Origin of the sequence: Enterococcus sp. M190262 (genome assembly GCF_005843965.1) — a bacterium.
In the GTDB taxonomy this organism is placed as follows: domain Bacteria; phylum Bacillota; class Bacilli; order Lactobacillales; family Enterococcaceae; genus Enterococcus_D; species Enterococcus_D gallinarum.
In genome coordinates, this window is record NZ_CP040461.1 from 2,432,364 (window position 1) to 2,446,158 (window position 13,795).

Below are 13,795 nucleotides of genomic sequence, written 5' to 3' on the forward strand. Positions count from 1 at the left end.
CAAATGGTAGTTGGAGATTTTGCTGTTGAATTAGATACAGTTGTAATCGGTGCGGGACCTGGCGGCTATGTAGCTGCCATCCGCGCAGCGGAAATGGGACAAAAAGTTGCGATCATTGAAAGAGAATACATTGGCGGTGTTTGTTTGAACGTTGGTTGTATCCCTTCAAAAGCATTGATTGCAGCAGGACATCATTACCAAGAATCACTAGATTCGACAATGTTTGGTGTAACAAGCGAAAACGTATCTCTTGATTTTGCTAAAACACAAGAATGGAAAGACAACAAAGTTGTGAAAACATTGACTTCAGGTGTTGGCTTCCTATTGAAAAAACACAAAGTTGAAACAATTGAAGGGGAAGCTTTCTTTGTTGATGATCACACATTACGTGTGATTCATCCTGATTCAGCTCAAACTTATTCTTTCAACAATGCAATCATCGCGACAGGTTCTCGCCCAATTGAAATCCCTGGTTTCAAATTCGGTGGACGTGTGCTTGATTCTACTGGCGGATTGGCATTGAAAGAAGTGCCTAAAAAATTCGTTGTTATCGGTGGCGGTGTCATCGGTTCTGAACTTGGTGCTGCTTATGCAAACCTTGGAGCAGAAGTAACGATTCTTGAAGGTTCTCCTCAAATTTTGCCAACTTATGAAAAAGATATGGTTAAATTAGTTGAAGAAGACTTCGCTAAAAAAGGCGTAACGATCGTTACTAATGCAATGGCTAAAGAAGCTGTTGATAATGGCGATAGTGTAACGGTTAAATACGCTGTTGATGGCAAAGAAGAATCAGTGACAGCTGACTATGTGATGGTTACAGTTGGTCGACGTCCGAATACAGATGACATGGGCTTAGAGCAAGCCGGTGTTGAAGTTGGCGAACGTGGATTGATCACAGTTGACAAACAAGGCCGTACGAACGTATCAAACATCTTTGCAATCGGAGATATCGTACCTGGTGCAGCACTTGCTCATAAAGCAAGTTATGAAGCAAAAATTGCTGCTGAAGCCATTTCTGGTAAAAAAGTTGCTGTTGATTATAAAGCAATGCCAGCGGTTGCCTTTACTGATCCAGAATTAGCTTCTGTCGGTATGACGATCAAAGATGCAAAAGATGCTGGAATTGAAGCGAAAGCTTACAAATTCCCATTCTCTGGAAATGGTCGTGCATTGTCTCTTGGTAAAACCGAAGGATTTATCCGCTTAGTAACAACAGTAGAAGACAATGTGATCATCGGTGCGCAAATCGCTGGTTTAGGTGCAAGTGACATGGTTTCAGAATTGGCTCTTGCAATCGAATCAGGTATGAACGCAGAAGATATCGCGTTAACGATCCACCCACATCCATCTTTAGGTGAGATCACCATGGATGCTGCTGAGTTGGCATTAGGCTTACCAATCCATATTTAATGATAGAAGACTCGTTCATCCTTTCGATGAGCGAGTTTTTTTATGGGATCAAGTATCAGTGAAAGGCATAAAATACTGACGGTTGCCTACTTGATTGCTGTAGCAAATCTGTCTGAATTATGCTATATTAAGTTGCTATCTAAAACGGATGAAGGCGGGGATTGTATGCGTAAACAATTGGGTGGGAAAACGATTCGTCTCTATTATACAAGTCTGCAATTTCTTTATTGGATGATGTTTTGTTCAATTTATGGATTTGCCACATTATTTCTGATTTATTTTAAGATCGATCCAGCAAAAATCGGTGGGATCTTAGCACTTATCAATATTTTTTCAGCCGCGCTTCAGCCTTTCATCAGTCAAGTGATCATTAAAAGAAAAAGGATTCCCTTGATTGCTGTCCTAAAAGGGATGACACTGAGCCTGATTATCGCTCTTCTAGTAGGGTTATTACTGCCAGCACTGACGATTATCAGTTTTATCATTGGTGCAATCGTGCTAGTTTCCATGCAGTCATTTATCAATGCTCTTGCATTTGAGTATGTGAACACCGGCTATGGGATTAATTTTGGTTTTTCGAGAGCAGGTGGTTCACTAGGATATGCCGCAACCTCTTTCTTATTAGGGCAGTTGTTGGCGAGCTATTCGGCTGCGCTTCTCCCAATAATGGCATTAGTAGAAGCAGGACTGTTTTTTGTCCTCTTACTTTTGCTGCCCACAGTGAAGACAAGGGTTCTGCCGTTGAAGATAGAAGAGAAGCATTCGGATGGGTTAGGAAAAAAATATCCATTTTTACTTTTGTTATTCATAGGATTCAGCTTTCTGTTCAGCTTTCACACAATGATCAATAGCTTCTTGGCACAGATTTTTGCTTCGATCGGAGGCGGCAGCAAAGAAGTAGGAATTTCATTAATGATTGCTGCATTATGCGAGTTGCCAGGAATGATATTCTTCGAACGTTTGGTCAAAAGAAAGTCCAGCAAGTTTTGGCTTTTGTTTTCTAGTATCGCATTTGCAGTCAGAGGAGTAATGATGTTGCTTACCAGCACGATTGTTATGATGGAAATGACACACCTATTGCAGGGCTTTAGTTTTGCTTTATTTATCCCAGCGTCTGCTTATCTCTTCAATCACGTATTGGCAGATGAAGATCGGGTATTTGGACAAACGCTGATCATTATTGCGACGACATTAGGCGGTGTGCTGGGGAATATCTTAGGCGGCAGCCTTTTACAGAACTTCGGTGTCTGGCAGATGTTATTGTGCGGCACGTGCTTTGCTTTGATTGGAGCGTTATTGACGCTATGGGGGATCCGTAAGCTGCCAAAGGCCTCTGTTGTTTCCGATCTTTCCGAATAGCAGACAAGGAATGACAAAAATAGCTAGAGCAATGTTCAAAAATGATAACGAAAAAGAGTGGCGAACAATCATCGCCACTCTTTTTCGTTAAAGTGAATCAGCCTAGCCGGGTTATTTCTTTTCTAAAACAGCGATGAATTCCCGCATATAATCGGGCAGGTCAGGTGGTCTACGGCTAGAAACGATGTGACCGTCGGTGATAACTGGTGTATCCATCCAAGTAGCTCCGGCGTTTGTCATGTCGTCTTTTATGCCAGGGGTGCTAGTCACTTTTCTTCCTTGCAATATATTCGCGGAAATCAAGACCCAGCCGGCATGACATATTTGACCAATGACTTTTTCTTCTTTGTCCATTGCTTGAACAAAAGAAATGACTTGTGGGAATCGGCGCAGTTTATCCGGTGCCCAACCGCCTGGGACTAAGATGGCATCATAATCAGCCACATGGATGTCGTCAAAAGCAAACGCAGATTCTGCAGGAACTCCGTATTTTCCTTTATAGCTTTTATGGGCTTCTTCGCCAACTAAATCCACTTGAGCGCCTTCTTCTCGCAAACGGTGAACAGGGTACCAAAGCTCTAAATCCTCGAAATCATTATCGACTAACGCGATGATTTTTTTATTTTCTAAGCGCAAATGAAATCCTCCTTTATTCTTGCTATTCTTACTGTAACATCAAGGAAAAGGAAACACCAAAAGAATGCTTTTCAAGAAAGACGACTAGCATTTATCTGTAAAGTGTAGCCGCAAGAGTAAAAAAAAGCAGTCGTTAAAGAAAATAGAAGATCAATGAAGGGATAGTTCTAGCAGTGTAAGCGTTGTAACGAATAATAAATTAGGTCATAATCAAAGTAACCAATAAGTCTTAGCAAGTCTTAGCAAGTCTGAACAGATCTGAACAAGATTGAATAGGAGCGTGAAAATAGGGAACCTTTTGAAAAAGCTAGACAATCTATTTATCAAAATGCACGTCCATTGGAACTTGCACGCTGGCAGATTCATTTTGAAGACGGTAACCGAGAGAATGTTATACAGATGTTAGAGGTCTATCAAAACGAGGATGGCGGCTTTGGTCACGGCTTAGAGCCAGACAATTGGAAACCCAACAGCACCCCGATTGCGACGTGAGCTGCCTGCAGTATTTTACGAGAGATCAATTGCCTTGATGCTAAAAATCCTATAATACAGGGGATCTTGAGGTACTTGTCCAGTGGGAAAAATTTTTCTGAAGGGAAATGGCGGAACCAAGTACCTTCGACTGCTTTTTACTCCCATGCCATCTGATAGGAGAGTCCTGTAGGTGTGCCGGCTAATAATCCCACCGTGAGTTTTGCTGGTATGATCATCCGTGTGGAAGATACTGGTTTATCTCAACAAGCGGAGGGAATCCTTCAAACCGCCATTGATAGCTTTCTCAATGAGACAACGATGATAGGCATACGTTAGTCGTTTATTTGGAAATGCTAAACTATTGTAAAAAAACACATGATCAACCTCTTTTGGAGAACATAAATTTTCAAGAAGTGTTGTGCCAACAAATTCGTCAAACCGTCTCGAAAGCCCCAGAAGAATGGTTTACTTCTTACACCAGCAAACCATCGGACTTTTTTTCTCGAAAGAACAACTGCTCACCATTTTTGATAAAGAACTTTGTCAGCAAGAAGCCGCTAAAATCTCAGAGAACCAGCTAGAAGATGGTTCTTTACCTATTCCATGGCAATGGGGCACAGAATATACAAAGTTTTATATCAGCGTGAATTGGTGGAAATCCGTTCAGATCATCAAGAATTTTTTATTTTTGCATGCTTTTTCAAAATAATTTGAAGCTTCTCATTGCAGTTTGATTTAGAAGGCGGTACTTTGAAAGTAAAGGAGGGACTAGTATGGTCGATGAAAAAAAGAAAGATTTCAATAAGATGCTCCATGAAACGAAAGGAATGCCGAAAATCAAGCAAATCACAGATGAAAAGAGTATTGAGAAATATGGGGGAAAGAGAATGCTTTTGGCTCCTCCAGTGGATTACAATCAAATCATGGGGCGTATCCCATTAGGCCAAGTGATGACGATTAGTAAGATTCGCGAGTATCTGGCAGAAAGGTATGGTGCCGATTTCACAGATCCAATCACCGCGGGTATTTTTGTCTCCATCGCAGCATGGGCTAGTGAACAAAGAAAAACAGATAAAATTCCTTTCTGGCGGACATTAAAAGCGAATGGGGAGTTAAACCCTAAGTATCCAGGCGGAATCGAGAAACAAAAAAGCGCTTTGGAAAACGAGGGACATACGATCCTTATTAAGGGAAGAAAAAACCTACGCTATTATGTTAAAGACTTTACTGAAGTTCTAGCACAACTATCTAAATGAACCAACGTAGAATGAGTTAAGGTATCTCGTATTTTAGTTAGAGCTAGGACTAAGCTCGATTAAGTCTGTAAAAGGCGATATGGCCTAGGCATCATGGGGTCTTCTTCAAAACATTCGTTCATTTTTTTAAATAGGGGGTGCATCTCTCATTGAGAGGTGTCCTCTTTTATTTTGCGACAGAGTCTCTGACCAATTTGTATTTTTATGGTACACTGAATAGGACGAATAGGGGTGATTAAAATGCGTGATTATCAATATCCTCTAGATCTGGACTGGTCAACAGATGAAATGGTTATTGTAATGAATCTATGGGATCGCTTAGAACAAGCCTACGAGAAAGGGATCCCGGCAGCGGAGTTTTTAGAAGCTTATCAGCAGTTTAAGAAAGTTGTGCCAGGTATTGGGGAAGAGCGCCGTTTAGGCAGAGATTTCGAAGACTTGAGCGGATACTCATTGTATCGAACGGTTCAAGCGGCCAAGACGACAAGCGGTAAACTGAAAATGAAGGAGTAGAAAGCAACCATGCAAGAAATCGTTAGTGAAATCCATAGCTGGATGATTGCAGCAGGGGAAAAAATCAAAGAAAACCTAAATAAAGAGTCTCTGATCGTTGAAACAAAATCAGGTCGGAAAGATTTGGTGACTGAACTGGATAAGGCGACGCAGGATTTTCTAATTGAGAAGATTCAAGCCTTTGACCCAGAAGCAAAAATTCTAGGGGAAGAAAATGGTTTAGATCGACTTTCAGATTTTAGTGGACGAGTATTTATCATTGATCCTATTGACGGAACCATGAATTTCGTGTTGGAAAAAGAGAATTTCTGTATCATGATTGCTGTATATGAAGAAGGCCAAGGACGTTTTGGCTTTGTTTATAATGTCATGAAAAATGAATTTCTTTGGGGTGGTCCGGAAATTGGGGTCTTTTGCAACGGAAAAAAAATCGATCCGCCGAAAGATATCGCTTTAGAGGAAGGATTGATCGGATTAAATGCGCCCATGTTGATGCATAATCGTCATCATGAAGTCGAAATGAGTGAACGGGCACTAGGTGTACGGATGACCGGTTGTGCGGGCATCGAATTGATTGCGCTGGTCTTAGGTCAGCGCGCAGGCTATATTTCCAACCTAGCGCCATGGGACTATGCCCCTGGCGGTATCTTAATGGAAACATTAGGTTTGAAGATGGCGAATATCACCGGAGAGGAACTTGCTCTAGATGGTCGGGAATTGTTTATTGGTGGCACACCAACAGCATTTCAAGAATTATTGACGATCGCAAATCAATAAATGACGAGCAGATATCTACGGGTATCTGTTTTTTTCTGTAAAAATGAAAACTTTGCACTATATTTCAGAAAGAAATTCTGGTATAATGGCTTGTCGAGTGCAATGTCACCAAAAAAGGAGTTTATAAATTGAATATTAGAAATGATATCCGCAACGTCGCTATTATTGCCCACGTTGACCACGGAAAAACTACATTAGTTGATGAATTATTGAAACAATCCCAAACGTTAGATAGCCATACCCAATTACAAGAACGGGCGATGGATTCAAATGCGATCGAGAAAGAACGTGGTATCACGATCTTAGCAAAAAATACGGCCGTTGAATACAATGGCACAAAAATCAACATCATGGATACCCCAGGACACGCGGACTTCGGTGGAGAAGTGGAACGAATCATGAAAATGGTCGACGGTGTTGTCTTAGTTGTTGATGCGTATGAAGGAACGATGCCGCAAACACGTTTTGTTTTGAAAAAAGCGTTGGAACAACATTTAGTGCCAATCGTTGTTGTAAACAAAATTGATAAACCATCTGCTCGTCCAGAACACGTTGTCGATGAAGTGTTGGAATTATTTATTGAATTAGGGGCAGATGACGACCAATTAGATTTCCCAGTCATTTACGCTTCTGCAATCAACGGTACATCTAGTGCATCAGACGATCCAGCTGATCAGCAAAAAACGATGGCGCCATTGTTCGATACGATCATTGAACACATTCCAGCACCAATCGACAACAGTGACGAACCTTTGCAATTCCAAGTATCATTGCTTGATTATAATGATTATGTTGGACGTATCGGAATTGGCCGTGTCTTCCGCGGATCAATCAAAGTCGGCGACCAAGTTGCATTGATGAAATTAAATGGAGAAGTCAAAAAATTCCGTGTAACGAAACTTTTCGGTTTCTTTGGTTTGAAACGTTTAGAGATCCAAGAAGCCAAAGCCGGTGATTTGATCGCGGTTTCCGGAATGGAAGATATCTTCGTTGGTGAAACAGTGACACCAATTGATCACCAAGATTCATTACCTGTGCTGCATATTGATGAACCAACATTGCAAATGACATTCATCGTGAACAATTCTCCTTTTGCTGGTCGTGAAGGAAAATTCGTTACAGCACGTAAAATCGAAGAGCGCTTGATGGCTCAATTGCAAACAGACGTGTCATTGCGTGTTGATCCAATTGGACCTGACTCATGGATCGTTTCTGGCCGTGGAGAACTTCATTTGTCGATCTTGATCGAAAATATGCGTCGTGAAGGTTTTGAATTGCAAGTTTCTCGTCCAGAAGTCATTGAACGTGAAATTGATGGCGTGAAATGTGAACCATTTGAACGTGTTCAAATCGATACACCGGAAGAATACATGGGATCAGTCATCGAATCATTGGGCATGCGTAAAGCAGAAATGCAAGACATGATCAATACAGGAAATGGACAAGTGCGGATCATTTTCTTGGCACCTGCTCGAGGATTGATCGGTTATACGACAGAATTCTTATCTATGACTCGCGGTTACGGCATCATGCACCACACCTTCGATCAATATTTGCCAATGATCCAAGGTCAAATCGGTGGTCGTCATCAAGGGGCACTTGTTTCTATCGATACAGGTAAAGCAACGACTTACTCGATCATGAGTATTGAAGAACGGGGAACTGTTTTTGTTGAACCAGGTACCGAAGTATACGAAGGAATGATCATTGGTGAAAACTCTCGTGACAAAGACTTAACCGTTAATATCACGAAAGCAAAACAAATGACTAACGTTCGTTCAGCAAACAAAGACCAAACATCTGTGATCAAGAAACCTCGCATTCTTTCTTTGGAAGAATCATTGGAATTCTTGAACGATGATGAATACTGTGAAGTAACCCCAGAAAGCATTCGTTTGAGAAAACAAATCTTGAACAAGAGCGAACGGGAAAAATCACAGAAAAAGAAAAACAGCTGATAAATAAAACACCTATGGAAGTCTAAGACTTCTCGTGTAGATGATTTTCCGAAGGATGGAAAAGGAATTGCTCTTGTGGTGCAGCGGCTCTTCGCCGCAGAGCCTAAAAGCAATCAGCCGATTCTGTCCTTCGGATGTTTTTTGTTCAAAATGTTGGCGAAGAGCCATCATCGAAATAAACAGCGCTTGCAATTTCAGCGATTCCTTTTTAAAATGAGAAAAGCAAGCACAAAGGAGAAACCTATGAAAAATTATCCTGTTAAGAAGAACCAGGAATTTGAGGTCGATATTTTAGACCTTTCCCATGAAGGAAACGGCATCGCCAAAGTCGATGGCTATTTACTTTTTATTGAAAACACATTACCCGGCGAACGTGCGTTAGTCAAAGTGTTGAAAGTTGGCAATAAATTTGGTTTTGCCAAAGTGATGAAACTGTTACAAACGAGTCCAGATCGTCAAGAACTGCCTAATGAAGATTTATTGCGAACCGGTATCGCACCTTTGAGTCATCTGAAGTACGAAAAGCAATTGGTATTCAAACAACAACAAGTAGAGAATGTTTTAGCAAAAGTCGCGAAAATGCCGCAAGTTGAGGTATTGCCTACGATCGGCATGGAACAACCTTTTGGCTACCGTAACAAAGCGCAGATTCCCGTTCAAAAAATCAAAGGGCAGTTGACTACTGGTTTTTACCGCAAAAATAGTCATACCCTGGTACCAATCGAAGATTTCTATATCCAAGATCCGGCGATCGATCAAGCAATCGTAACCGTGCGGAACATTTTGCAGCGTTTTAACGTCAAAGCCTACAACGAAGAAGCTCACGAAGGCTTTTTACGGCACGTTGTGATCCGTCGCGGACACCACTCGGGAGAAATGATGGTCGTTTTAGTCACACGAAAAGCGAAGTTTTTCAAAGGAGAAGAGATTGCTGAAGTCATTCATGAAGAGCTTCCTGAAGTAGTATCGGTGATTCAAAATATCAATGAAGAAAAAACCAATGTCATCATGGGTGATGCAGAGAAAGTCCTTTATGGAAAAGCTTCGATTGATGACCAATTGTTCGATAAGACGTTCCAAATCTCTGCCAAATCTTTCTACCAAGTCAATACGGCCCAAACAGAAGTGCTGTATCAAAAAGCGTTTGAATTAGCAGATCTACAGCCGGATGACATTGTCGTGGATGCATATGCCGGAATCGGAACCATCGGAATCAGTTTAGCTGATCGTGTCCAAGAAGTTCTCGGAATGGAAGTTGTTGCTGAAGCGGTCGAAGATGCCAAAGCAAATGCTGCGAGAAATGGCTTAGAAAATGTTCATTACTTTGTAGGCAAAGCGGAGAAGATCATGCCTCAATGGTTACGTGAAGGCATTCAGCCAACTGTTGTCTTTGTCGATCCGCCAAGAAAAGGTCTAGAAGCTAGCTTTATCGAGACAACGGCTGCGGTTAAGCCAGAGCGCATTGTCTATATTTCTTGCAACCCAGCCACACTAGCACGTGACCTAGCGCTATTTGCAGAAGAAGGCTATGTGACAAAACAAGTCCAGCCAGTTGATCTATTCCCACAAACCACTCATGTGGAATGTGTGGTCTTGTTGACCAAGTAAGATTAAACAAATATCAGAACGACTCAGGAAATATCCTGAGCCGTTCTTTTTAAGTAGATGAACAAAAGCTAGCGATTACGAGAAGAAGGCGCATTTTAATGTAATAAACTAAAAGCAACAACTTAACCTTGATAATAAGCAATAGGTTGCGTATAATATAGGTAACCTATTACCTATTGTGAAAGGGAAATGCTGATGAAGGCCCCAGAAAATCCTAGACATCTATTATTTGGTGGAACATTTATTCTAGCGAACAAACTCCAATTTGCAGGAGACAAATCTGTCACTGGATTAACCACGAAACAATGGTTTTTACTAATGAATCTTAGAGAACTTTCTAAAGTGAGTGTACCTAGTGTCAATGAATTAGCGAGTACGATGAATACATCAAGACAAAATATTGCCAAGATGCTCGACACAATGGAAAAAGAAGGACTTGTATCAGTTAGTCAAAGTGCCCAAGATAAGCGAGTCAAAGAAGTTTTTATAACAAAAAAAGGACAACAATTGGCAAAACAAAGTGAAAAAGAAAGTCAAGATTTTCGAGATAAAGTTTTTACAGGAATAACAGACAATGAATTGGCAATTGCTTCTCAAGTCACACTAAAGATGATAGAGAATCTGGAACGCATAATCAAGGAGATGGATCATGATGAAGGATAACCTAGCGGTTGTATACTTTTCTAAACATGGGATGACAGAAAAATATGCCAGATGGATTGCAGAAGAGTTGAACGCAGCACTTATCGACAGGAAAAAAGTCAAAGACGTAGAATTGCGTAAATATTCATTTGTCATTTTTGGCGGTCCTATTTATGCTGGGAAAATCACTGGTGTTGATTTACTGAAACGAAACCTTTTCGATCATCTGGTTGTATTTACAGTTGGTCTGAGCGATCCCGTCGGTACGGATTATGCTGATTTAGATAAGAGTCTTCAAAAATTAAAAAGCATTCCCGAAGGTATTTTTCATTTTCGAGGCGGAATCGATTATACACAATTAAGCATGGCAAATAAACTGCTGTTAAAAGTGATAATAAACTCGTTAAAAAAAGTACCTGATGCTGAACTTACTTCGGAAAACAAAGCATTGATCGAAACATATGGACAGACGGTCGATTTTAGTGATAGAACCGCTATTGAACCGTTGGTAGCTTATGTAAGAAAGTTAGTTGAGAAGGAAAGTTAAACTGATAAAGTCATACACTTAATGAGGTGGATGATTCATCTTACATGTGGATTGAATGGATTGTTAAAGACGTCTCTGCAAAAGAGTCGTCTTTTTGTTTTCAAAGGCAAACCAATTTAATCAAAATTGGTAACTTCTGAAGTAGATGATTGATTCATTCTCCATTTTACTTTCAAACAGGGAAATAGTAAACTTGAGGAAAATCAATGCGATAGTTTTTCACTCACCGTTCAAGACATTCGGTTGAAAAAATAACAAAAATCCTGCAAAACGGATGCTTATCGGGTTTTCTTCGAACAGGATTGACCAGAGAAACAAGGAGAGTTGCTAGAGACGTGCTACTAAGTTTTTTTACAGGAAATCCAGTTTATATTTGCTTGCAGTCTAATTTAGGCAGAGGAGAAGGCTATGGATAAACTTTATTTGGAAGACATAGAAGAGATTATCGCACATCGATACGACAATGGCGCCGATTACTGGACGACTGAGGACCGAAAATTATTGAAAGGGGCTCCGTTTACCACGTTAGAAAGTCCAATGTACTTACTTGAACTGGGAGTGTCTCCCCAGGATGCGATCCTAACAGAAACAGCGGAGCTGATTTTCAGCACTTGGAGAGAAGATGGTCGTTTCAAAACTTCTCCATCTGGTGGGCTGTATCCTTGCCATACGGCGTTAGCCCTAAGGAATCTGTGTGTTCTCGGTTATGCGGAAGATCAACGGCTTCTTAAGACCTTCGACTATTTTATTTCCACACAGCAAGAAGATGGGGGGTGGAAATGCAACAAGTATAGCTTTGGTCGAGGACCTGAAACGGAGTATTCTACACCGATGACGACTTTAACGGTATTAGATGCCTTTCGCTATAGTCCATTCGGAAAGAATCAAGCGGTTATCCATCCTGCGATCGAGTTTCTGTTGACGCATTGGAGACTGAAAAAGCCAATCAGTCCTTGTCATTATGGCATTGGCACGCTGTTCATGCAGACGGAATATCCTTTTAGGGGATATAATCTCTTTTATTATCTGTATGTTTTGTCCTTTTACCCTTATGCGAAACGAGATGAGCGCTTTTTGGAAGCGTTACACCAATTTGAAACAAAATTAGTAGAGGGCAAAGTCATTGTAGAACGTGTTGTGCCGAAGTTAGGAAAGATGAATTTTTGTAAAAAGGGACAGGCCAGTCAATTAGCAACGAAACGTTATCAAGAAATATTAACCAACTTAGCATAGCATTTTTGACAATTCAGCAGAACAGGAGGCAAGAAAATGACAGAAACTTGTTTGACACTTCGTCCATTGACCAATGAGATCGAACTAGTCGATCGCTGGTTAAGAAAAGAGTATATCAAGAAATGGCTTGGTTCGGCAGAAGATTGGTTGACGGAAATCAGAAATGAAACAGGAGAATTTGATTATATCCATCATTTTATCGTCCTTCTTGATGATAAGCCCATCGGATTCTGCCAATATTACGTGTGTGAAAAGACCGTTAAAGGGTACCCATGGGAACATGAGCCGGCTGGAACATTTGGCATTGATTATTTCATTGGGGAAGAGACGTATCTCAAAAAAGGATTTGGAAATATGCTGATCAAAGCACTCGTCATCCATATCATGAGCCATGAACAGGCTCGTTGAATCATTGCAGATCCAGTGCCAGAAAATCAAGTTTCAATCGCTGTGTTGGAAAAAAACGGCTTTGAATTGGATGAAGGAACTGGGCTTTATTTCAAAGATCTTTCAGAATGAATGTTGAAAAGCAAGGCAGTTACGAAAACTATGCTTTTTATCTAGAAGTAAATAGGTGTGTTGAAGTGGACTAGAGACGAAAAGAACTTTTCTTTAAAAGTGTTCTTGGTGCAGAAACGAAAGTGAACCTGGTAAAGGAGTCAGAAGAATGGATCGATATGTTGCTTTATTAAGGGGAATCAATGTCGGCGGGAAAAATAAGTTGAGTATGTCTGAATTAAAAGAAGAATTAAAGAAAGACGAATTTACAGATGTTGTCACTTATCTAAACAGTGGCAATGTTATCTTTTCCAGTAACAGAGAGGACCCACAGATTTTAGCCAATAAAATGAGAACAAGGATCAAGCTCGGCTTTGAGTTAGACATTCCCATTCATGTGGTTTTACAAGCCGAACTAAAAGAATTATTAGCAAATGCTCCTGAATGGTGGGGAGATGAGAACAAAGAAATTTATGACAACGTCATATTTATGATGAAGCCATTGTCTTTTGAAGTTTTACTGACTGAGATTGGTGAACCAAAAGCGGACTTTGAAAGAGTGTATCCTTATAAAGATATTGTCTTTTGGTCCTTTATTCGCAAAGAACATCAAAAAACAAATTGGTGGGCAAAGACCGCAAAGCCAAAGGTAAAGGATCAACTGACCATCCGAACAGCCAATACTGTAAGAAAAATTGTTGACATGTGATCAAAGAAAGTCCTGTCAATTATTGGCTGATTCCGCTCTTAAACTCATTGTGAAAGGTTTAGGTAGTGTTCTCTAATTACTGGGTTTTATTGGTCATAAATTGACTTTGAGTGTCGCTTTTTTCAAAGCATGGAAGAAATCAATTGAATGCAAAACTATTCTGAAAATTTTAATT

At 40.5% G+C, this 13,795-nt stretch carries 14 protein-coding genes; 13 read left to right on the forward strand and 1 reads right to left on the reverse strand.

Annotated features, from left to right (window positions below; translation table 11 throughout):
- Nucleotides 1–3: 3 nt before the first annotated feature.
- The gene (gene lpdA, locus FE005_RS11405; protein ID WP_003127217.1) at nucleotides 4–1,410 is read left to right on the forward strand and encodes a dihydrolipoyl dehydrogenase; all 1,407 of its coding nucleotides are present in this window, start codon (nucleotides 4–6) and stop codon (nucleotides 1,408–1,410) included.
- A gap of 165 nt (nucleotides 1,411–1,575) precedes the next feature.
- Complete coding sequence (locus tag FE005_RS11410) at nucleotides 1,576–2,769, forward strand: MFS transporter (protein WP_138372216.1); 1,194 nt, start codon at nucleotides 1,576–1,578, stop codon at nucleotides 2,767–2,769.
- Nucleotides 2,770–2,880: 111 nt separating this feature from the next.
- On the opposite strand, the gene FE005_RS11415 is transcribed toward FE005_RS11410, so the two are convergent.
- Nucleotides 2,881–3,405, reverse strand: a complete 525-nt coding sequence (locus FE005_RS11415) for a type 1 glutamine amidotransferase domain-containing protein (protein WP_138371803.1) — start codon at nucleotides 3,403–3,405, stop codon at nucleotides 2,881–2,883.
- Between the two features lie 934 nt (nucleotides 3,406–4,339).
- Here FE005_RS11415 and FE005_RS17020 point away from each other — a divergent pair.
- The 11 genes from FE005_RS17020 to FE005_RS11475 all read left to right on the forward strand — a co-directional run bounded on the left by FE005_RS17020 (nucleotide 4,340) and on the right by FE005_RS11475 (nucleotide 13,620).
- Nucleotides 4,340–4,588 carry a hypothetical protein gene (locus FE005_RS17020; protein ID WP_228073944.1) on the forward strand — a complete coding sequence of 83 codons (249 nt, stop codon included), beginning with the start codon at nucleotides 4,340–4,342 and terminating at the stop codon, nucleotides 4,586–4,588.
- Nucleotides 4,589–4,652: 64 nt separating this feature from the next.
- Nucleotides 4,653–5,135, forward strand: coding sequence for an MGMT family protein (locus FE005_RS11425; protein WP_060814866.1), 483 nt, complete (start codon nucleotides 4,653–4,655; stop codon nucleotides 5,133–5,135).
- Nucleotides 5,136–5,375: 240 nt separating this feature from the next.
- The gene (locus tag FE005_RS11430; protein WP_060814865.1) at nucleotides 5,376–5,648 is read left to right on the forward strand and encodes a UPF0223 family protein; all 273 of its coding nucleotides are present in this window, start codon (nucleotides 5,376–5,378) and stop codon (nucleotides 5,646–5,648) included.
- 9 nt (nucleotides 5,649–5,657) lie between these two features.
- Nucleotides 5,658–6,425 carry an inositol monophosphatase family protein gene (locus FE005_RS11435; protein WP_003127227.1) on the forward strand — a complete coding sequence of 256 codons (768 nt, stop codon included), beginning with the start codon at nucleotides 5,658–5,660 and terminating at the stop codon, nucleotides 6,423–6,425.
- A 128-nt stretch (nucleotides 6,426–6,553) separates the two neighbouring features.
- A complete protein-coding gene (gene typA / locus FE005_RS11445) occupies nucleotides 6,554–8,383 on the forward strand; it encodes a translational GTPase TypA (RefSeq protein WP_003127228.1) in 1,830 nt (609 codons plus the stop codon).
- Between the two features lie 243 nt (nucleotides 8,384–8,626).
- Nucleotides 8,627–9,991, forward strand: coding sequence for a 23S rRNA (uracil(1939)-C(5))-methyltransferase RlmD (gene rlmD / locus FE005_RS11450; protein WP_138371804.1), 1,365 nt, complete (start codon nucleotides 8,627–8,629; stop codon nucleotides 9,989–9,991).
- Nucleotides 9,992–10,186: 195 nt separating this feature from the next.
- Nucleotides 10,187–10,654: a MarR family winged helix-turn-helix transcriptional regulator gene (locus tag FE005_RS11455; RefSeq protein ID WP_034704739.1), complete on the forward strand. Its 468-nt coding sequence runs from the start codon at nucleotides 10,187–10,189 to the stop codon at nucleotides 10,652–10,654.
- Entirely contained in the window at nucleotides 10,641–11,180 is a 540-nt protein-coding gene (locus FE005_RS11460; RefSeq protein WP_138371805.1) for a flavodoxin domain-containing protein, read from the forward strand. The genes FE005_RS11455 and FE005_RS11460 overlap by 14 nt, the downstream gene beginning before the upstream one ends.
- 408 nt (nucleotides 11,181–11,588) lie before the next feature.
- Entirely contained in the window at nucleotides 11,589–12,413 is an 825-nt protein-coding gene (locus FE005_RS11465; protein WP_113849783.1) for a prenyltransferase, read from the forward strand.
- A 36-nt stretch (nucleotides 12,414–12,449) separates the two neighbouring features.
- Nucleotides 12,450–12,821 carry a GNAT family N-acetyltransferase gene (locus FE005_RS11470; RefSeq protein ID WP_230321049.1) on the forward strand — a complete coding sequence of 124 codons (372 nt, stop codon included), beginning with the start codon at nucleotides 12,450–12,452 and terminating at the stop codon, nucleotides 12,819–12,821.
- Nucleotides 12,822–13,080: 259 nt separating this feature from the next.
- The gene (locus FE005_RS11475; RefSeq protein WP_113849781.1) at nucleotides 13,081–13,620 is read left to right on the forward strand and encodes a DUF1697 domain-containing protein; all 540 of its coding nucleotides are present in this window, start codon (nucleotides 13,081–13,083) and stop codon (nucleotides 13,618–13,620) included.
- Nucleotides 13,621–13,795 lie beyond the last annotated feature (175 nt).